The organism is Rhizobium sp. BK176 (genome assembly GCF_024808055.1).
In genome coordinates, this window is sequence record NZ_JANUBV010000008.1 from 267,520 (window position 1) to 288,056 (window position 20,537).

The window sequence follows — 20,537 nt, forward strand, 5'->3', positions numbered from 1 at the left end:
GCCGGAGGCGACCCCTGTTTGCCGCAAGGATACCACCCGTTTGGCCGTGGATGAGCTTGCGCGAATGCCAATTCCTGTAAGAATCGGAAATACATTGTGACTAAGTCTTTACAAAAGCTAACCTTTTCCGACTTGTCTGATAAACGTACTTCATGGATATTAGGCTGATCTTGAGGAAGTCATCATGATCAGAATGATTGAAGATCCGGCGGAATTGGCCGGCGAAGATATCACTGGCAAATATATTCTGCGCAAGCTGAACTATCATTGGTTCGCTTACGGCAAGGCTGCGATCGTGACGGCCTGCAAGGGCACGATCCTGCAGCTTGAGCGTGAGGAAACGGTCTATTCGGAACAGTGGGGTCGTCGCGCCTACACGGGAACCGGCAAGCGGTATCCGGGTGGCATCTGTCCGATATCGGCGGTCGCCTGCGTCTGCGATACCCCGGACGACGTAAATGCCGTCATCCAGCTCGATGTCGAAGCGACAGACGAGTTCTATCGGCTGATCGCCAGGACGGAAGCCAGGGTTCGCGCCCTTGCATCTTCGTCAGAGAACGCGGTGTTTCTGGCTGCTGCCGAATAGGTCTGGCTTTCCGGACGGCTCGGCGTAAGACCGAGCCTCCGCGATCCGTCCTTCGCGGATGGATATCCACAAGGCGCAAATGACCGACCACCCCGACACTGTCCTCCTCCCTGAAAATGTCGCTGCCGGGCAAGAACTCTACGTCTTCGCGGACGGTTGCTACGAACCTGTTTCAAGCGAGGGTGGCTGGGCGTTCGTGGTCCATCGCGACGATGCGGAAGTCGCCTGCGGTTTTGGCGGCGTCAAGGATACCGCCAACAATACGACGGAACTGATCGCGCTGCTCGAAGCCGTGACCTGGATCAACGCCAACGCCACGGAGGAAGCTGCTGTCGTATGGTCCGACTCGGCTTACGCCGTCAAAGGCTGCAATCAGTGGCGCCACATCTGGAAGAACAACGGCTGGAAGAAGATAAGTGCCAACGCGAAGGCCCGGAGCCGAACCATCGCAAATCCGGATCTCTGGAAAGCGATCGACGGCCAGCTGTCTCGCAATCGCCTGCTGACCATCGCCTGGTGCAAGGGCCATTCGGGCCTTGCCGGCAACGAGCGCGCGGATGAGCTTGCCGAGCGCGGCCGCCTGTCGTTGCGTGGCAAAGGTACCCGGTGAACGGTTGACTCAGGCTGGTCCGGCCGCGGCGGTGCGGTTTCCGGTAGGGGCTGCCGGCGCGTAACTTGCCGCGATCAACTGTTGGCTTCGGCCCTCACGCCCACGGGTTCTTCGCCAGCTGCCATTCACCGTTCTCATCGGGCTCGACGCGCTTGTTGCCGCGGTAGAAGATCGGCAGTCCGGTCTTCTTGTCCATCGAGAAGCGGCTGGGCGTGAACTTCTCGTCCTCGTGTCCGCGGGTGGCGAGAGCGAGTGCCTCTTTGAACTTGCCGCCTTTGCACAGGCTTTTGAAGAGTGTCTGATCCATCGCTTTGCTCCACTATCGTCGGGTCCCGGATTGCCTGCCATCGACTGGCGGTCCGGTCAACCGTCAACGGCGACAGGCCGGGGGTTGAAATCGCGAGGCGAGACGCCGACCAGCAGGCCCTTGTCTGCAGGCAAGCCGGCGGGTTTCGTTATCCACCAAAGCCTCGATTATGACAGTCCTTACACAAAACTGACATTGGAGCTTCATGAACCGGGACTAATGCACTGCCCCATATCGCACCTGGACTATGAGGAAGAGCATGATGTTCGAACTGAAGAATGTCACCCGCCGTTTCGGAACCAAGACTGCCGTCGATTCCGTGACGCTCGATATTCCTCAGGGACAGATGGTCGGCATCATCGGCCGCTCGGGCGCGGGCAAGTCCACGCTGCTGCGTATGATCAACCGCCTGCAGGAGCCGACGTCAGGCTCGATCCATTTCGCAGGCGTCGAAGTCTCGCGTCTGCGTGGCCATGCACTGCGCAATTGGCAGCGCGACTGTGCGATGATCTTCCAGCAGTTCAATCTCGTGCCGCGTCTCGACGTGCTGACGAACGTCATGCTCGGCCGCCTCAACCACCGCTCGACGACAATGAGCCTGCTCGGCGTCTTCAGCCGCGAAGAGCGCATTCACGCCATTGCCGCCCTCGAGCGTCTTGGCATCGAGCAGACGGCGCTGCAGATGGCCGGCACCTTGTCGGGTGGCCAGCAGCAGCGCGTCGCCATTGCCCGCGCCCTGATGCAGAACCCGAAGATGCTGCTCGCCGATGAGCCGATCGCCTCGCTCGATCCGCTGAACGCCAAGATCGTCATGGATGCACTCCGCGACATCAACGAGCGTGAAGGCATCACCGTCGTCACCAACCTGCATACGCTCGACACCGCGCGCAATTACTGCGAGCGCATCGTCGGCATGTCGGCCGGTCGCGTCGTCTTCGATGGCAAGCCGTCCGAACTGACGGCGGAAGCCGTCAAGCAGATCTACGGCACCGACAAGAACGGCGCCGGCATCGACGAAACGATGACGTCGACCTCGATCAACATTCCCGCGGCCGCAGCCGCGCAACAATCCGCCGGCTTGCAACCGCTGGCGCTGGCCGGTCTCTGAGAGGGGCGGCCTCGATCGTAAGCCTGCGTTATGGGCACACTTCTTCTTAAACAGAATTGCCGGAGACCCCGGTCAATCAGGAGAGAACCATGTTGAAGAAAGCACTTTTTGCCGCCACGGCGCTGTTTGCGCTCGCTGGCGTTTCGCATGCTGCCGACCTCAAGGAATTCCGCGTCGGTATCCTCGGCGGCGAAAACGAAGCCGACCGTCTTCGCAACTACGCCTGCCTTGCCGACCACCTGAAGCAGGAGTTCGGCTTCGAGAAGGTTTCGCTCTTCCCGGCTGCCGACTATGACGGCGTTATCCAGGGTCTCCTCGGCGGCACGCTCGACTTCGCAGAACTCGGTGCTTCCGGTTACGCAGCCGTCCACATCAAGGATCCGAAGGCTGTAACCCCGATCCTGACGACGCAGCAGGAAGACGGCTCGACCGGCTACTACTCGATCGGTCTCGCTCTGAAGTCGGCCGGCATCAAGGACATCAAGGACGCCAAGGGCAAGAAGCTCGGCTACGCCGATCCGGACTCCACGTCTGGTTACCTGATCCCGCTGACGCAGATCCCGAAGGACACCGGCGTTCCGAACGACAAGTACTTCGCTTCGACGCAGTTCAACGGCGGCCACGAGAACAACCTTCTCGCTGCCTATGACGGCAAGGTCGACGTTGCTGTTGACGATAGCTCGGGCATCGGCGACTTCAAGGACGGCTACACCTCCGGCACCTTCCGCAAGGCTGTCGACAAGGGCACCGTTGATCCGAACAAGCTCGTTGAAGTATGGCGCTCGCCGCTGATCCCGAACGGCCCGCTCGTCGTTCGCAACGAACTCGGCACCGAGTGGCAGGCCAAGCTCACGGACTTCTTCATGAAGCTTCCGGAAAAGGACGCCAAGTGCTTCGCAGCCATCGAAGGCGGCGACTTCAAGGGCTACTCCAAGGTCAAGCCTGACTTCTACAACGCGATCATCGACGCTCGTAAGGCTGCCATCGGCGGCTGATCGATCTTGAGATCGAGAGGGGCGGCCCTTGTGGCCGCCCTTTTTCCTGCCAAGAAAGCGGACATCGTTTCATGACCTTTGCCGATCCCCATTCCCAGACGCACCGCGCGCAGCAACCGCAGCAGAGCGCCCATGAAATCGGCGAGGCGTGGAGCAAGATGGTGGCGCGCCGGCGCCTCTACACTGGTCTCGGCCTGGTGATCCTCCTGGTCGCTTTCGTCAGCTCCGTGAAGTTCGCGGACGAAAGCAATGCCGGCCATTTCTTCGAACGCCTTCCGCACCTCTTCGATTTCGTGAGCTGGCTTGTTCCGAAGGACTGGAACGACGTCTGGCGGGCGCTGTTCGATATCGAAAGCCCGAGCCACCAGACCGGCGAAGAATACAATTTCGCGCTCGGTCGTGTGCCTGTATCGGGCAGCTTCTACATCCCCGAATATTTCGAGCTGATGATCATCACGATCAACATCGCGCTGGTCTCGACCATCATCGGCTTTGTCTTCGCCGTGCCGATGAGCTTCCTCGCAGCCCGCAACCTTTCGCCTTCTTCGCCGCTGCGCATCGTCGTCAAGCGCCTGATGGAATTCCTGCGCGCCTTTCCCGAGATCGTAATCGCCGGCCTCTTTGCCGCGATCCTCTCGATCGGTCCGGTCGCCGCCATCATCGCCGTCAGTCTTCACACGATCGGCGCACTTGGAAAGCTCTTCTACGAAGTCGTCGAGAATATCGACATGAAGCCGGATGAAGGCATGAAGGCCGTCGGCGCCAGCTGGGCCGAGCGCGTCCGCTTTGCCGCGCTGCCGCAGGTTCTGCCGAATTTCATGTCCTATGCGCTGCTTCGCCTGGAGGTCAATGTCCGTGCCTCCACCATCATCGGCGCCGTCGGCGGCGGCGGTATCGGCGAGGAGCTGAAGCTTTCCATCTCGCGCGGTTTCGGTGCCAAGACCGTGGCACTGGTTCTGTTGCTCTTCATCACCATTGTCGCGGTTGACCAGTTCTCCGCATGGCTGCGCCGCCGCCTCGTCGGCGAGCATGCCTTCCTTCTGCAGCATTGAGGTCCGCCATGACGGTGATCGACGCCAACCGGATGCATGAAATCGAACTCCGCTATCCGGACTACTTCAAACGTTCCTTCCGTCAGCGGTTCGGCGGCCTGATGATCGTCATCGCGACGCTGCTTTATGGCGTCTACGCCACCTGGTTCTTCGACTTGCCGAAGCTGCTGGCCGAAGCGCATTGGGAACGTGTCGGCCTCTATCTCAGCCAGTGGGTAAGCTACGACGTCCAGCCGGAATTCCGCATCGGCGATACCGGCATCACCGTCAAGTATCCGCGCTTCTCGCCGCTGGGCGACAACCCGCATCCCGATTGGGTGGTCAACAACCCGGATGGCAGCGTCTCGGTTTCGGTGAGTGGCGAGAGCCGCACGGTCACGGTTTCGAAGACCGAAGCCGTCGTCACGGCCCACGGCATCGCTGTCCCGGTCGAACTGTCGAGCGGTGCGCCGAAGGTCGTGGGCCCCGTCCCGAGCTGGATGACAGTCTATGACGACAACGTTCTTGCCGATCTCGGCTTTGCCGGCGACGTCAGCATCTCCGCCGACCGCGTAAAGATCCGCAAGCGCTTCCTCGGCTGGGCGAATTTCGTCTTCGACACTCAATCGCCGTTCTTCGACAAGCCGGCCGGCGAGGTCCTGAGCCTGATCGTTTCGGGTCCGGAACTGAAGCCCGGTCAATCCAATCTGTCGCTTGCTTTCGACAATATCTGGCACAACAGCGCCTGGCAGCATGGCGATGTCTGGACAAAGCTTTTCCAGACCATTGTCATGGCCTTCCTCGGCACCCTGTTTGGTGCGCTGGCAGCCTTCCCGCTCGCGTTCCTGGCGGCGCGCAACATCACGCCGAACAGGCTGTTGAATCAGGTCCTGAAGCGCTCCTTCGACTTCCTGCGTTCGGTCGACATGCTGATATGGGCGCTGTTTCTGACCCGCGCCTTCGGCCCCGGTCCACTCGCCGGCTCCGGCGCGATCTTCCTCACGGAAACCGGCACGCTCGGCAAACTCTATTCCGAAGGCCTCGAGAATATCGACAACAAGCCGCGCGAAGGCATCAAGTCGACAGGTGCGTCCACGATGCTCACGCACCGCTACGGCATCATCCCGCAGATCGTTCCTGTCTTTGTCAGCCAGACGCTTTACCAGTGGGAATCGAACGTCCGCGGTGCGACGATCATCGGCGCCGTTGGCGCGGGCGGTATCGGCCTCAAGCTCTGGGAATCGATGCGCACCAACGCAAACTGGGAAAACGTCGCCTACATGGTTCTTCTGATCCTGATGGTGGTGTTCCTGTTCGACATGGCTTCGAACGCCCTGCGTCACCGGCTGATGGGAACGAAGACACATTAAATGTGAGTATCGGCCTCGGCCATCATCATTCTGTCACGGAAATCTTTTAGCCGGAAACCGGCCTTGCAGTTGCCGTGCAAATCGCGGCAGACTGCGGCCCGCTTTCGGAACGATTTCCCAGGATACGCGTCTTGCGCTACGCACTCTATTTCACGCCGCCGAAGGATCATCCTTTGAACGGCACGGCTTCGCTCTGGCTTGGCCGCGATGCCTTCACCGGCGAAACTTATCCGGCTCCCGAATATCCGGAGATGCCGGCCGGCGAACAGTTCGAGCTGACCGCCGATCCGCGGCGTTACGGCTTCCACGCGACCATCAAGGCGCCGTTCAGCCTGGCGGCCTCCGTGACCGAGAAGGACCTGATCCCGGTCGTCGAGGATTTTGCCGCTCGCACGCCTGCTTTCGAGATTCCGGAACTGGTGCTCGGCCAGCTCGGCCGCTTTTTCGCGCTGATCCCCGGTTTCCTGCATCCGCCGCTTCAGGATTTCGCTGCGAAGGTGGTAAAGTCCTTCGAACCGTTCCGCGCCGCGCTCTCGGAGGCCGATGTCGCGCGCCGCAAGCCGGAGGAGCTGACGGAAAGCCAGAGGGCCAATCTGCTGCGCTGGGGCTATCCCTACGTCATGGATGACTTCGGTTTCCACATGACCCTGACCGGCAAGGTGCCACCCGAGCGATCGGGCGTGATGAAGGAAATCCTGGCCGAGCGATTTTCGGCCTTCACGGGCCGGCCGCTGGCAATCTCCGGCCTGGCCGTATTCGTCGAGGAGGCGCGGGGCGCCCCGTTCAAAGTTCATTCCTGGTGGCCGCTTGCCGGCGCTGAAAGCTGAAAGACCTGATCCATGAGCAAAGAAACCGTCTTTTCCAATGCGCGTATCGTCCTCGAAGACGAGATCGTCAACGGATCGGTCCTCGTCCGCGATGGCAAGATCGCCGATATCTCGACGGGCAGCTCTCATATCGGCGAAGACTTCGAGGGCGACTACCTGATCCCCGGTCTCGTCGAACTGCATACGGACCATCTCGAGGGTCACTATTCGCCGCGCCCCGGCCTGCGCTGGCACAAGACGGCGGCAATCCAGGCGCACGACGCCCAGATCGTCACCTCGGGCATCACAACGGTTTTCGATTGCCTGCGCATGGGTGCTGATGAAGACGGCGGCTTCGAGCATGGTGAAATGCGCGAGATGGCCGATGCGATCCAGAAGGCCGAGGAGGAAGGTCGCCTGCGTGCCGAGCACCTGATCCACCTGCGCTGCGAAGTCTCCGCCGACAACGTGCTGCAGCACTTCGCCGATTTCGAAAACGATCCCTATGTCCGTCTGGTCTCGTTGATGGATCACGCTCCCGGCCAGCGCCAGTTCCAGACGATGGACCAGTACATCTTTTACTATCAGAAGAAGCGCGGCCTCTCCGACGCCGAGTTCGCAAAGTTCGTTGATCGCCGCGTGTCCGAATCCGAGCGCAATTCCACGCCGCACCGCACGGCCATTTCCAAGGTCTGCGCCGAGCGCGGTATCACCGTTGCCAGCCACGACGACGCCACGCTCGCCCATGTCGACGAGGCGATCGAGAACGGCGTGCGCCTCGCTGAGTTCCCGACCAGCTTCGATGCGGCCAAGGCATCGCATGGCCATGGCATGAGCGTCCTGATGGGCGCCCCCAACGTGGTGCGTGGCAAGTCCCACTCCGGCAACATCGCGGCCCGCGACCTTGCGGAGCGGGGCGTGCTGGACGTGTTGTCGTCGGATTACGTGCCACTCAGCCTGCTCTACGCGCCGTTCATCCTGGCCGACGACGTCGAGAGCATTTCGCTGCCGCAGGCAATCGCCATGGTTACGTCGACGCCGGCGCGCACCGTCAACCTCAACGACCGTGGCCGGATCGCGCCTAGCCTGCGCGCTGACCTCGTGCGGGTCTACCGGGACCACGGCGTTCCGGTCACTCGCTCCGTGTGGCGCGAAGGACGCCGAGTCGCATGATGCCCTCGCACGAACCTCACATTGTTCCGGGAACGGAGCGCGGCATCATGGTGGTCGTCGTCGGCCCGAGCGGTGCCGGCAAGGACACGCTGATGGCGCTCGCCGCCAAGCACTTCCAGGGCCGCCCGGATGTGCATTTTGTCCGCCGTGTCATCACCCGCCACACCCATGCCAGCGGCGAGCAGCATCTCGCCGTGTCGGCCCAGGGTTTCGCGTCGATGGAGCAGGCCGGAAACTTCGCGGTCTGGTGGGAAGCGCACGGCTTGAAATATGGCATTCCGGCTGAGGTGTCGGTCGCGCTCGCACAAGGGAATCTGGTTATTGCCAACGGTTCGCGTTCGGCGCTCCACCACTTCAAGGCCGTATTCCCGCGGCTCAAGGTCATCAATGTGACAGCGACCGCCGAGGTGTTGGCAAGCCGCCTGGAGGCTCGCGGCCGCGAGACGCATGAAGACATCATGGCCAGGCTCGCACGCGGCCCCCTGACGGTGCGCGGCGATTACGACGTGGTCGACCTGGACAACAGCGGTTCGCTGGAAGAAGGCGGAAGCAGGATCATCGATGCGCTGAACGCGTTTCTGGCCGAGATCGGCTGACGCGGAGGTGGGGGGCATGCGGCCGATCACGGTTCTCGATTATGACCCGGCATGGCCCGCTCTCTTCGACGCCGCAAGACGCGAACTGCTGACGCTGGCGGCGGATAGTATCCTCACGATCGAGCATATCGGCAGCACAGCGGTCCCTGGACTGGCGGCGAAGCCGAAGATCGATCTCGATGCCGTGCTGGTGGACGAAACAGCACGTAATTCGGTCGCCTCTTTGCTTCCATCTGCCGGTTTCCGGGCTCACGGCGATCCCCACGGCGACGGCCGCTGGCCCTTCACCCGCGATCATGAGGGCTATGGCCTACGCCTCTATCTCTGCACACCTAGTAATCCGGCTCACCGTAACCGTATCCTGTTTCGCGACCACCTCCGCCGCCACCCGCAAAAGGCGGCCGAGTATCAGGCGCTGAAACGTCACCTTGCCGCAAAGGCCAATGGCGACTGGGATATCTACACCGGCGGCAAGAGCGATTTCGTCGCAGAGACGTTGCGGTTTGCGATGATCGAGGCCGAACGGTCGTTGCGCGGATAATTTTCTTGCGTAGCAGGAAACTTCGAAGCGATCTCAGGCGCTTGCCCGCCGTATTGTCCCCGCCCATCCCCGCATCCATGATCTGACGCACACTGGTGGCGTCATTGGACAGGGAGCCGGGTCGCGAACCGGATCTGACAAAACTGGTCGAAAGTCCGGCGTTCGATGATGGTTGCAGAAGAGGGGTCGCAAGTCGTCGGGGCTGGCGATCCGCCGCATCGGAAAGGCCGAGAGACGCTCCTGTCGGCCCGGAAGGGCGGAGATCTCGATGCGATCGGGCAGGCTGCACCGCCTGACAATCCCTATCTACTATAACCGCCGCCTGCCTATTCCCAGCCAGTCCACGCCGTACCGGAGCTCTTTCCGGTGCGGGGCTTTGTGTTGCCCGGCAACGGGTGCGGTTGGAAACAGGATGGACAGCTTCGGTCGACAGGCTTGCGATTTACCCGATAGCGAAATGGATCGGGTGCGGACATTCTCCGGTCCAAGCAGGCGAAGCACGGGTGTCCCGCCTGCCAGAGAGACCGAACGCACGATGCGCCCGGCTCTTGCGTTGGCCTAGATCACCTGCCCGACATCGATACGGTTGCCATCTGGATCCTCGAACACGAAGGCGCGCAGGCCATAGTCTTTGTCCTGCAGCCTCTTGATGATCCGCGCGCCATGCGCCTGGCACAGCGTATAGAGAGCATCCGCATCGTCGACCATGAGATGAGCGACGTTGAAGTTGGGGATTTCGTGGTTCGGTTGCAGCGTCAGATGCAGTTCGGCGGCATCACGCTTCAGGATAACGAAGCCGACCGGGTTGCCGTTCTCAAACACCTTGGTGAAGCCCATCACGCCGCTATAAAAGTCCACTGCCCGACCGATATCTTTTACGGGAAGCATCGCGGCGATGCGTCCGAAGCGGACACCGTGATCAGCGATCTCTGTCATCGCTCAATCTCCTTCCGAGACGTCACGAATGGCTCCGGCGGTGCGGAAGACCATGCGCGCGCTCCAATGTTTCAGCATGAAGGGCGGTGCCTACCGGGGCATCTATAGCTGCGGACGCGTCGTGTCGCAATTGCCGACTTTCTCGGCCGTCGCGCCCGTGACTGACTTCGCAAGAAGCCGAATCCCAGCATTGTCGAGGACTGGGAACGCGCTGTGGCCTCGTCCCCAGGCTGGCGGTCACTTGCGCGCCGCCAGCGGTTCTCCCCTCCGGGAGATCATTCCCCTTCGCCGCGTCCAGCCACGATCTCGCGCTTGCCGACGTGGTTGGCCGGGCCGACGAGGCCTTCCTTCTCCATGCGCTCGACGAGCGAGGCGGCACGGTTGTAGCCGATGCCGAGGCGGCGCTGGATATAGGAGGTCGAGCACTTCTTGTCGCGCAGGACGACCTTGACGGCCTGCTGGTAGAGCTCGTCGCCGTCTTCGGAGCCCATGGCGCTCTTGTCGAAGACCGCGCTGTCCTCTTCCTCGCCGGCCTCGTCTTCCTCGTCAGCCGTAACCGTATCGAGATATTCAGGGCGACCTTGCGTCTTCAGATGCGCGACGACCTTCTCGACTTCGGCATCCGAAACGAACGGTCCGTGCACGCGAGAAATCCGCCCGCCGCCCTGCATATGCAGCATGTCGCCCTGGCCGAGCAGCTGCTCGGCGCCCTGTTCGCCAAGGATGGTGCGGCTGTCGATCTTAGACGTCACCTGGAAGGAGATGCGCGTCGGGAAGTTCGCCTTGATCGTACCGGTGATGACGTCGACCGAGGGGCGCTGCGTCGCCATGATCAGGTGGATGCCGGCCGCTCGCGCCATCTGCGCCAGCCGCTGGATCGCGCCTTCGATTTCCTTGCCGGCGACCATCATCAGGTCGGCCATCTCGTCGACGATGACGACGATGTAAGGCATCGGCGTCAGGTCCATCTCCTGCTGCTCCTCGATGGGAGCACCAGTGCTTCTGTCGAAGCCGGTCTGGACCATGACGTGGATCGTCTCGCCCTTGTCGCGCGCCTGCGCCACGCGGCTGTTGTAGCCGTCGATATTGCGCACGCCGAGGCGCGACATCTTGCGATAGCGATCCTCCATCTCGCGCACCGCCCACTTGAGCGCCATGACGGCCTTCTTAGGGTCGGTGACGACAGGTGTCAGCAGGTGCGGGATGCCGTCATAGACGGAGAGTTCCAGCATCTTCGGATCGACCATGATCAGGCGGCACTGCTCCGGCGACATCCGGTAGAGCAGCGACAGGATCATCGTGTTGATGGCAACCGACTTGCCCGAACCGGTGGTGCCGGCGACGAGCAGGTGCGGCATCTTCGCGAGCTCGGCGATGACAGGCTCGCCGCCAATCGTCTTGCCGAGGCCGAGTGCGAGCTTGAAGCTGCTCTTCTCGAAGTCGGCGCTTTCGATCATCTCGCGGAAATAGACGGTTTCGCGGAGCGCATTCGGCAGTTCGATGCCGATGACGTTGCGGCCGGGAACCACGGCGACGCGTGCCGACAGCGCCGACATCGAGCGGGCGATATCGTCGGCAAGGCCAATCACGCGCGACGATTTCACGCCCGGTGCCGGCTCGAACTCGTAAAGCGTGACGACGGGGCCGGGGCGGACATGGATGATCTCGCCCTTGATGCCGAAATCCTCGAGCACGCTTTCGAGAAGCCCGGCATTCTGCTCGAGCGTCTCCTGCGACATGATCTCGCCGACACGTTCCGGTGGCTCCTGCAGCAACGAGTGCGACGGGAATTCGTAGCCCGAGGCATCGACCCTCGAGGGGACGACCTTCGGCGCAGCAAAGCGAGGGGCCGGTGCGAGCGGCTGCGGCGCCAAGGCGCGAACCGGCAGTGGAGCGATCGGCTGCGTCTTTGGCTCGACTGGTACCGCTTCTTCCAAGCGGGTCTGCTCGGTCGCGACGGGGCTTTGCGCTGCGCGGCCCCGCGTCAAACCGGGAGCGGGCGCGACGGGCAGCGGCGCTACTGGTTCAGGCGCCGGCGCAACGGCGATGGCCTGATGTTGTCGACCTGGCCGCCACTCCATGACGCGGAACCGGCTGATGATCGATTCGGGGCTGACCTCTGGCTTCGGCAGCGAAACTACCGGCGGCAGCAGGATCGGTTCCGCCGCCGCTTCCTCGAATGCCATGACTTCCCAGAACGCGAAGTCCGAGATGGCAGCCAGTTCCGTGGAGGCGCGGACAATTGTCTGGGTTTCGGGCTCGGCCGACATCATCGGTGATACAGCCACAGCCGGCTGCACTTCGATCGCAGGCGGAATCACGGCTTCATAGATCTCGAGCGGAAGGTTAGCGACTACGGGCGCCAGCGATTCCACGCTTGCGCCGATTTCCGCCGCAACGCGCTCCTGCAGCGCAAGCGGCGGCGTGCGAACGGCTGGCGTCGGCACGCGCTTCGGATTGATCAGATTCTCGGGCGTGCGGGTAAACCGCACATTCGGAGCCAGTGAAAAATTGTTCTGCCAGATAGGTGCCGTAGGCTTCTCGCCTGCGTGTTCCTGCAGCTGTTCACCTTCGACTTCCGCGGAAATCTCCTCGGCCCCTGTCAGATTGGTTCTAGGAAAGCGCATACGACCGCTACTCACTCATGATTAGCAACTAATACCCGCTCTCGAATTAGGAAATGAAGGTTAATAAGTTCCTTCCGTCCGCGCCTTCATTCGCCGCGGAATTCATGCAAAACCATTTTTTATCAATGGCTTGAACGGTAGTGAAAATTTTAATGGATTTTCGACGAAGCGCTCAGTGCGCTTCGTCCCAGTTGGTGGCGGAGCGCGCGTCGACCCTGAGCGGCACACGCATTTCAAGTGCCGGCATAGTGGCGTTTTCCATCACCGAAACGATGATCGGCGTCGCCTTCTCGACGTCTGCGTCCTCGACTTCGAAGATCAGTTCGTCATGCACTTGCAGGAGCATGCGGACGCGATCGCCAAGCCCTGCTTCCGCGAGCGCCGGTTCCATCTTGATCATTGCCCGGCGAATGATATCGGCCGCCGATCCCTGGATCGGAGCATTGATTGCCGCTCGCTCGTTGAAGGCGCGAACCGACGGGTTGGAAGAGCGAATCTCCGGATAGTTGATTCGCCGCCCGAAGATCGTCTCGACGTAGCCCTTGTCACGCGCCATCTGCTTGCGGCTGTCCATGTAGTCGCGGATGCCGGGGAAGCGTTCGAAATACTTCTTGATGTAGTCGCCCGCTTCCGAGCGCTCGATCGAGAGCTGATTGGCGAGGCCGAACGCGGAAATGCCGTAGATGATGCCGAAGTTGATGGCCTTGGCGCGACGTCGCACTTCGGACGGCATGCCCTCGACGGGTACGCTGAACATCTCCGACGCGGTCATCGCATGAATGTCGACGCCATCGGCAAACGCCTGCGTCAGCTGCGGAATCTCGGCGACATGGGCGAGCACGCGCAGCTCGATCTGGCTGTAGTCGGCCGAAATCAGCTTGTGGCCCGGCGACGAAATGAATGCCGTGCGGATCTTGCGGCCTTCCGCAGTGCGTACAGGAATGTTCTGCAGGTTCGGTTCCGAGGAGGATAGGCGACCTGTTGTCGTCGACGCCAGCGAATACGACGTGTGAACCCGCTTCGTCTGGGGATGGACGTATCCCGGCAGCGCGTCCGTATAGGTCGACTTGAGCTTGGTCAGCTGGCGCCAGTCGACGATCTTGCGTGGCAGTTCGAAGCCCGCAGCGGCGAGGTCTTCGAGCACGCTTGCCGAGGTGGACCACTGGCCGGTCTTCGTCTTCGTACCGCCGGCCAGTCCCATCTTGCCGAACAGGATATCGCCCAGCTGCTTCGGCGAGCCGATGGTGAAGCGCCCGCCGGCGAGCTTGAAAATTTCCTCCTCGAGCGCGGCAGCGCCCTGCGCGAGATCGCCGGACAGGCGCGACAGGATTTGCCTGTCGACGGTAATCCCGCGCTCTTCCATATGGGCGAGAACCGGAAGCAGGGGCCGTTCGAGGCGTTCGTAAACCGTCGTCAGCCTCTCGGCGGCAAGACGCGGTTTCAGCACCAGCCAGAGCCTGAGCGTGATCTCCGCATCCTCTGCGGCATAGTGCGTCGCGCGATCGATATCGACGAGGTCGAATGTAACGTTCGACTTACCGCTACCGGCCACGTCCTTGTAGGCAATCGGCGTATGGCCAAGGAACTTCTCCGACAGCGGGTCCATTCCGTGTGCGCCGGTTCCGGCGTCGAGCACATAAGAGATCAGCATCGTATCGTCGAAGTTTTTCGTTTCGACGCCGTATCGCTTCATCAAGAGGTAGTCGTATTTCAGGTTCTGGGCGACCTTCAGGATCGCCTCGTCTTCCAAAAGCGCCTTCAGCCGGGGCAGGGCGTCGCGCATCGGGATCTGGTTCTCGGCCAATCCGCCGCCGAGCAGATCGCCGAAGCCCGTCTTGTGGCCGATCGGGATGTAGGCGGCGCGGATGCTGGTGCCGGTGGCATTCTTATCGTTGTCGGCGATCGCCATCGAGAATCCGACGAGTTCTGCCTGCATCGCATCGAGCGACGTCGTCTCGGTGTCGAAGCCAACCACTCCGGTATCGCGCGCATCGGCAATCCATTTGTCGAGCGTCGCTACATCGCGAATGGTGACATAGCGCGAGTGATCGAAGGGTAGCGAGGCAAAAGCCTCGGCGCGTGCCTTGGCAAGGTCGCCGGGCAGGAAGGTACCTTCTCGACCGTTCACGCCATTCGTCTTCGCGGGGACGGGCACCGCGTCGCCGGCAACGTCGGGAATGCCCCCGGCCACCGGCTCGGGCTCTGCGCTGTCCAGATCGGGACCCCGCGCCGATGCACCCCATTCGACCGGAACGTCAACGGCGTCGATGGCGCTGGCGTCGCAATCGCAAGCCTCGGCAACGCGCCGCGTCAGCGATGTGAACTGCATTGCCTTCAGGAAGCCGATCAGCTTTGGCCCGTTTTGCGGCTCGAGGATCAGGTCTTCCACCTTAAGTTCGAGCGGAACGTCGGTACGCAGTCGCACCAGTTCGCGTGACAGGCGGGCCTTGTCGGCATTCTCGATGATCGTCTGGCGGCGCTTCTCCTGCTTGATCTCGGTCGCGCGTTCGAGAAGCGCATCGAGATTGCCGTACTCGGCAAGCAGCTGCGCCGCCGTCTTCGGACCGATGCCTGGGATGCCGGGCACGTTGTCGACCGAGTCGCCTGTCATCGCCTGAAGATCGATCATCTTCTCGGGCGGCACGCCCCATTTCTCGATGACGTCAGGAATGCCGATCTGCTTGTCCTTCATGCTGTCATACATGTGGACCGCAGTCGTAACCAGCTGCATCAGATCCTTGTCCGAAGAGACGATCGTCACGTCAGCGCCGAGGGCCTCGGCCTGGCGGGCGTAAGTTGCGATGATGTCGTCGGCCTCGAAACCCTCCGTCTCGATGCACGGCAGATTAAAGGCCCGCGTTGCCTGCCGGATCAGCCCGAATTGCGGGATAAGCTCGTCGGGCGGAGTGGAGCGGTTTGCCTTGTAGGCATCGTAGAGATCCTTGCGGAACGTCTTTGCCGAGTAGTCGAAAATAACGGCAAGATGCGTTGGGGTCACGCCGACCGATGTGTCGCGCGCATCCGTCAGCAGCTTCCACAACATGTTGCAGAATCCTGACACAGCGCCGACCGGCAAACCATCGGATTTGCGGGTCAAAGGGGGGAGTGCGTGAAAGGCTCTAAAAATGAAACCGGAGCCGTCGACTAGGAAAAGATGATCGCCTTTTTTCATGGCGTCATGGATAGCGCGGCGACCTTGGAAGGTCCATATAAACTTGGAGACCGAAAAGATTCCGCCTCACCAAACTGTTACCAATTTGTAATAGTCAATGCTCGGCTTTCCCTTGAAAAGCCACATTCCCGATCACAAATGATTACTACCGACGTTTGATCGTGTTTGGTCGCGTCGAGGGTCTGATAGCTGGCTTGTCCCCCGCCGCATCGGACTTGGACAAAGGCCTTATCCCCTCTCCGGGCCTTTGTCCCCATTTTAGAGCCGCCATAGCCAGACCTCCAGGCTATGGCGGCTTTGTTTTTCTGCTCTATCTTCCGAAGGACAACCTGCGATGAAGCACTTGTGATGCGTCGTATGCGATTTGTTGCACTGTTTCGTCGAGTTTTTTGCGACTAACTGAGAAGATGGGAAGTAATCGTATGGACTCGGGGGCCTACCTTGCCAGCCAGCTGGCCAAGGGCTTTGCTCGTTCGCTGCAGCGGCGCGCGGCGCGGCTCGGCTTTTCGCCAGGGCAGTTCCCGGTTCTTCTCGAACTCTGGGCCGAGGACGGGCTGACGCAGAAGCAGCTACTGGCCCGCGTCGACATCGAGCAGGCGACCATGGCGAACACGCTTGCACGCATGGCGCGCGACGGGTTGATCGACCGTCGTCCGCATCCATCCGACAAGCGGGCCCAGCTGATCTTTCTCACCGACAAGGCAAAGGGCATGGAAGATGATGCGATCGAGGCGGCGCGAGAAGCCGACCTTGCGCTATTTCAGGGCTTCAAGAGTTTCGAACGGGAGCTGACCCTCGAATATATCCGCCGGCTTCTCGACAACGCCAAGAAGCTTTGAGCAGGCGCCATTTCGCTGCCGTTATCGGTGTCGCGTTGTAAAGGCGGTCAAACTCGTCTCCGTGTACGGAAAGAAAATTTTCGTATGCAGCCAGCCTTACGCTCGGTTCGATATCAGGCTTACCGAAAGGCTGATCCCTTGCCCCAGTCCTCGCTGTAGCGTTCCGTTGCTCTGCTTTTTTCGCCTCGAAAGCAGTCGACCTTTGGTCTATCGTCCCGCGAAATTTCGAAAGGAGTCGAAAATGACCGATGCAATACCGGTGCTTTCGCGCGCGGACCAGAACCTGCCATCAAGCCTCGACAAGCTGTTTGAGCTATTGAGGATCAAGTCCATCTCGACCGATCCCGCCTTCAAGGCGGAGTGCCGCAAGGCGGCGGAATGGCTCGTGTCCTATCTGAAGACGCTGGGTTTCGAGGCTTCCGTACGCGACACGCCCGGTCACCCCATGGTTGTCGCTCATCACGCAGCGGCAAGCGCCGACGCGCCGCATGTGCTGTTCTACGGCCACTATGACGTCCAGCCCGTCGATCCCATCGAACTTTGGGAGAACGATCCCTTCGAGCCGGCGATCAAGGACATCGGCAACGGCCGAAAGGTCCTCACCGGTCGCGGCACCTCCGACGACAAGGGCCAGTTGATGACCTTCGTCGAGGCCTGCCGCGCGTATAAGGAAGTCAACGGTGCGTTGCCCTGCCGCATTACCATCCTCTTCGAAGGCGAAGAAGAATCGGGTTCACCGTCGCTGAAACCGTTCCTCGAGGCCAACGCCGCCGAACTGAAGGCGGACTACGCCCTGGTTTGCGACACCGGCATGTGGGACCGTGATACCCCGGCGATTGCCGCAGCGCTTCGCGGGCTTGTCGGCGAGGAGGTTGTCGTAACTGCGGCTGATCGCGACCTGCATTCCGGCTTGTTCGGCGGTGCGGCTGCCAACCCGATCCATATTCTGACGGCCATTCTCGCTGGACTGCACGATGAAACCGGCCGTATCACCCTCGAAGGTTTCTATAACGGTGTCGAGGAAACCCCGGCCAACATCAAGGCATCCTGGGAAACCCTCGGCAAGACGGCGGAGACCTTCCTCGGGGAGGTTGGCCTGTCGATTCCTTCGGGTGAAAAGGGCAGGTCCGTCCTTGAACTGACCTGGGCGCGGCCGACCGCCGAGGTCAACGGCATCTGGGGTGGCTATACGGGCGAGGGCTTCAAGACGGTGATCGCAGCCAAGGCCTCGGCCAAGGTTTCGTTCCGTCTCGTAGGGAGCCAGGATCCAAGCGCCATTCGCGAAAGCTTCCGCGCCTATGTCCGGTCGAAGATCCCGGCGGATTGCTCTGTCGAATTCCACCCGCACGGCGGTTCGCCGGCCATCCATCTTTCCTATGATTCGCCGGTTCTGACAAAGGCGAAGAACGCGCTTTCCGACGAGTGGCCGAAGCCTGCCGTCGTCATCGGCATGGGCGGATCGATCCCGATCGTCGGTGACTTCCAGAAGATGCTCGGCATGGAGTCGTTGCTCGTCGGCTTCGGCCTCAGCGACGATCGCATTCACTCGCCCAACGAGAAGTACGAACTGGTGTCCTATCACAAGGGCATCCGCTCCTGGATCCGCATCCTGGAAGCGCTGGCCAAGTGACGGTCGGAAGGTGCGCCTGCTTCGCGGGCGCCTGAAAAACAAAAAGGCCGGAACAAACCGGCCTTTCGTCATTCGCTTCACTTCGATGCCAGTACATCCGTGGTCAAGGAGGAAGCGAATGTTGCAGCCAGACTGATCGGGAAAGGTTAACGAATGGTTAACCAGCGAGCCACGATCACAATGGCGGAAGCGGCAACGTTGCTGGCGCGCCCAGCTTTCCACCGGCTGCAATCTGTTGAGCCTTATGTCGGTATGCCCGTCCCGCGTTTCAAGCGAGCCTCGCATATTTTTGCGTTTCGAGGCTTTCGGCTGTTCAACTCAGGTTCATCTGAGCGAACTACAAACCATTGAAAGAAAAAGGTGATTGGCTGAATCGACGCGGGGCGACGAATGGCGAACGCGTGTCCGATGCACCAGGCGACCTCTTCGAAACGCGCAGGCGGCGTGATCCGCGTGCGTCGGCAAAGGAGTTTAAAACGTGAAGTCCATACTGACGACGGCCGCTGCCGTGGCGGCCCTTTTACTTGCGCCTGCGGTCGCGGAAGCCGCAGGAGGATTTGTCACAGCCAACGTCAACATGCGCGCCGGGCCGAGCACGCAATACCCTGCCGTCACCGTCATTCCGGCGGGCGAATCGGTGGAGATTCATGGTTGCCTTGCGGATGTTCCATGGTGCGATGTGGAGTTTTACGGCGGTCGCGGGTGGGTAGCTGGTCGCTACGTGCAGGCGCTGTATCAAAGCCGGCGCGTCTATGTGGGGCCGGAATACTACCGTCCACTCGGAATTCCGACCGTGGTCTTCAGCGTCGGAAATTACTGGGACCGCTACTATCGCAATCGCGACTTTTATCGGGACCGGGATCGTTGGCGCCGGAATTCGGTCTATGATCGTCCGCCCGCTGCCGTCCGGCCGGCGCGACCGCCGGAATTTGACGGACGCCCGCGCCCCGACCGCCCGCGGCCCGATTTCGATCGTGGTCCCAATCGCCGGCCCGATGGAAACCGCGGCCCGGATCGCCGCCGGGATTTCGGCGGCCGCCCGGACGCTCAGGATTTCCAGGGGCGACCCAGTGACAACCGTCACGATTTCCAGCGACCGCCGCAGCGGACCGACGACGCGAATCAGCGTCGCGGTGGTGATGGTCGTCGTGGACCCCCACGCTGCCAGCCGGGTGATCCGAGTTGCGGATCTCAGCAGTAAACGGATAAGGCGGCCGCAGGCCGCCTTTTTGCATACGAGATGAAATGTCTGGAGCAGACAGAGGACGGCCCGGCGCTCTGGGAGAGACACCGGGCCGGATCGCGATCGGCTCGTTTGAGGGGAGACGGCCGACCTTTAGCGAAACGTGTAGGGCGTGTTTCGCTTCGGGCATAATCCACGGGGTCGCTAATGGTTCCCGCTTACCAGAGAGAAACTGAACTTTGCCGTGAGGCGAGCAGTTCGCGCATCTCGGCAAACGGACCGTGCAGCATCTTCAGACGGCTCTCTTCCATTTTGGTCAGCCGGTGGTGGCGTGCAAACTCGTGCACGCTCCAGACTTCGCGCAGCCTGAATTCTTCGGTGTTGTTAAAGTCGATGCTCATGAAATGCCTACATATTGCGCGGTCTGCGCTAATCTTAGGCGCAATTCAACGTGCTATATGTCAGATTTGTGACAGTCGCAACGAATGGCAGCTATGCCGAAAAAGCGTGGCTTGGTAAGCCAAAGAAAACAAAGCCCGGTCGAAGCCGGGCCCTGCGATTTTCCTGAATTCGACTATCGCCAATCGCGTCCGCGCACCCACGGCGGCGGGCGATCCCATCCGTAGGATCGCTCGTAGCGCCAACCATAGCGCGGCGGGCCGCCCCAGCCATAAGGGCGGCGGTCATTGCGCCAGCCGTATCGCGGCGGCGGCCGGTTCCAGTTCGGCCGGCAATTGCCCCATCGGGTCAGGTGATAGCCGCGCCCGCAGGCATAGTCGACGAGCACTGTATTCTTGGCCGCAATGCCGTTCACTGGCGCAATCGGCATCGCTTCAGCCATGGAAACGCCAAATCCAAACATGGCGATCGCGGCTGCAATCATTCTCATACGCATCTCTGCACCTCTGTTATGCAAGTCCCTTGCCTGCCGATTAGAGAGCCGGTTCGGTGAACGGGGGCTGAACCAAATTTGACATTATTGGGGCAGGCATGGGCCGTTCTAACCACTTCTTAACCACCCCTTAAA

Annotated in this window: 19 protein-coding genes; 13 read left to right on the forward strand and 6 right to left on the reverse strand. The window is 61.1% G+C overall.

Going from position 1 to position 20,537, the window contains the following annotated elements; genetic code table 11:
* The first annotated feature begins 184 nt into the window (after positions 1-184).
* Positions 185-586: a hypothetical protein gene (locus tag FHT76_RS23715; protein WP_183863474.1), complete on the forward strand. Its 402-nt coding sequence runs from the start codon at positions 185-187 to the stop codon at positions 584-586.
* A gap of 79 nt (positions 587-665) precedes the next feature.
* Positions 666-1,196: a ribonuclease H gene (locus tag FHT76_RS23720; RefSeq protein ID WP_183863476.1), complete on the forward strand. Its 531-nt coding sequence runs from the start codon at positions 666-668 to the stop codon at positions 1,194-1,196.
* A 94-nt stretch (positions 1,197-1,290) separates the two neighbouring features.
* On the opposite strand, the gene FHT76_RS23725 is transcribed toward FHT76_RS23720, so the two are convergent.
* Positions 1,291-1,503, reverse strand: a complete 213-nt coding sequence (locus FHT76_RS23725) for a hypothetical protein (RefSeq protein WP_183863478.1) — start codon at positions 1,501-1,503, stop codon at positions 1,291-1,293.
* Between the two features lie 262 nt (positions 1,504-1,765).
* Between FHT76_RS23725 and phnC the strand changes: the two genes are divergently transcribed.
* The 8 genes from phnC to FHT76_RS23765 all read left to right on the forward strand — a co-directional run bounded on the left by phnC (position 1,766) and on the right by FHT76_RS23765 (position 9,123).
* Complete coding sequence (phnC, locus tag FHT76_RS23730) at positions 1,766-2,611, forward strand: phosphonate ABC transporter ATP-binding protein (RefSeq protein WP_183863553.1); 846 nt, start codon at positions 1,766-1,768, stop codon at positions 2,609-2,611.
* A gap of 89 nt (positions 2,612-2,700) precedes the next feature.
* Positions 2,701-3,606, forward strand: a complete 906-nt coding sequence (gene phnD, locus FHT76_RS23735; protein WP_183863480.1) for a phosphonate ABC transporter substrate-binding protein — start codon at positions 2,701-2,703, stop codon at positions 3,604-3,606.
* Between the two features lie 71 nt (positions 3,607-3,677).
* A complete protein-coding gene (phnE, locus tag FHT76_RS23740) occupies positions 3,678-4,658 on the forward strand; it encodes a phosphonate ABC transporter, permease protein PhnE (protein ID WP_259126372.1) in 981 nt (326 codons plus the stop codon).
* 8 nt (positions 4,659-4,666) lie between these two features.
* Entirely contained in the window at positions 4,667-6,007 is a 1,341-nt protein-coding gene (phnE, locus tag FHT76_RS23745) for a phosphonate ABC transporter, permease protein PhnE (protein ID WP_183863484.1), read from the forward strand.
* 131 nt (positions 6,008-6,138) lie between these two features.
* Positions 6,139-6,834 carry a DUF1045 domain-containing protein gene (locus FHT76_RS23750; protein WP_183863486.1) on the forward strand — a complete coding sequence of 232 codons (696 nt, stop codon included), beginning with the start codon at positions 6,139-6,141 and terminating at the stop codon, positions 6,832-6,834.
* A 12-nt stretch (positions 6,835-6,846) separates the two neighbouring features.
* Complete coding sequence (locus FHT76_RS23755) at positions 6,847-7,986, forward strand: alpha-D-ribose 1-methylphosphonate 5-triphosphate diphosphatase (RefSeq protein ID WP_183863488.1); 1,140 nt, start codon at positions 6,847-6,849, stop codon at positions 7,984-7,986.
* Entirely contained in the window at positions 7,983-8,582 is a 600-nt protein-coding gene (gene phnN, locus FHT76_RS23760; RefSeq protein ID WP_183863490.1) for a phosphonate metabolism protein/1,5-bisphosphokinase (PRPP-forming) PhnN, read from the forward strand. The genes FHT76_RS23755 and phnN overlap by 4 nt, the downstream gene beginning before the upstream one ends.
* Before the next feature lie 16 nt (positions 8,583-8,598).
* Complete coding sequence (locus FHT76_RS23765) at positions 8,599-9,123, forward strand: GrpB family protein (RefSeq protein ID WP_183863492.1); 525 nt, start codon at positions 8,599-8,601, stop codon at positions 9,121-9,123.
* Positions 9,124-9,681: 558 nt separating this feature from the next.
* On the opposite strand, the gene FHT76_RS23770 is transcribed toward FHT76_RS23765, so the two are convergent.
* The 3 genes from FHT76_RS23770 to polA all read right to left on the reverse strand — a co-directional run bounded on the left by FHT76_RS23770 (position 9,682) and on the right by polA (position 15,858).
* Positions 9,682-10,059, reverse strand: coding sequence for a VOC family protein (locus FHT76_RS23770; protein WP_183863494.1), 378 nt, complete (start codon positions 10,057-10,059; stop codon positions 9,682-9,684).
* A gap of 275 nt (positions 10,060-10,334) precedes the next feature.
* Positions 10,335-12,686: a DNA translocase FtsK gene (locus FHT76_RS23775; RefSeq protein ID WP_183863496.1), complete on the reverse strand. Its 2,352-nt coding sequence runs from the start codon at positions 12,684-12,686 to the stop codon at positions 10,335-10,337.
* Between the two features lie 172 nt (positions 12,687-12,858).
* On the reverse strand, positions 12,859-15,858 hold the full coding sequence (gene polA / locus FHT76_RS23780) for a DNA polymerase I (protein ID WP_183863498.1): 3,000 nt from the start codon (positions 15,856-15,858) through the stop codon (positions 12,859-12,861).
* Between the two features lie 422 nt (positions 15,859-16,280).
* Here polA and FHT76_RS23785 point away from each other — a divergent pair, with 422 nt between their 5' ends.
* From FHT76_RS23785 to FHT76_RS23795, 3 genes are all read left to right on the forward strand, one after another.
* A complete protein-coding gene (locus FHT76_RS23785; RefSeq protein ID WP_183753487.1) occupies positions 16,281-16,697 on the forward strand; it encodes a MarR family winged helix-turn-helix transcriptional regulator in 417 nt (138 codons plus the stop codon).
* A 241-nt stretch (positions 16,698-16,938) separates the two neighbouring features.
* Positions 16,939-18,327: a dipeptidase gene (locus FHT76_RS23790; RefSeq protein ID WP_183863500.1), complete on the forward strand. Its 1,389-nt coding sequence runs from the start codon at positions 16,939-16,941 to the stop codon at positions 18,325-18,327.
* A gap of 478 nt (positions 18,328-18,805) precedes the next feature.
* A complete protein-coding gene (locus FHT76_RS23795) occupies positions 18,806-19,528 on the forward strand; it encodes an SH3 domain-containing protein (protein ID WP_259126375.1) in 723 nt (240 codons plus the stop codon).
* Between the two features lie 200 nt (positions 19,529-19,728).
* Here FHT76_RS23795 and FHT76_RS23800 read toward each other — a convergent pair whose 3' ends face one another.
* Together FHT76_RS23800 and FHT76_RS23805 are read right to left on the reverse strand one after the other, a co-directional pair.
* Positions 19,729-19,911, reverse strand: coding sequence for a hypothetical protein (locus FHT76_RS23800; RefSeq protein ID WP_016552358.1), 183 nt, complete (start codon positions 19,909-19,911; stop codon positions 19,729-19,731).
* Positions 19,912-20,084: 173 nt separating this feature from the next.
* Positions 20,085-20,405 carry a GCG_CRPN prefix-to-repeats domain-containing protein gene (locus FHT76_RS23805; RefSeq protein WP_405049254.1) on the reverse strand — a complete coding sequence of 107 codons (321 nt, stop codon included), beginning with the start codon at positions 20,403-20,405 and terminating at the stop codon, positions 20,085-20,087.
* Positions 20,406-20,537 lie beyond the last annotated feature (132 nt).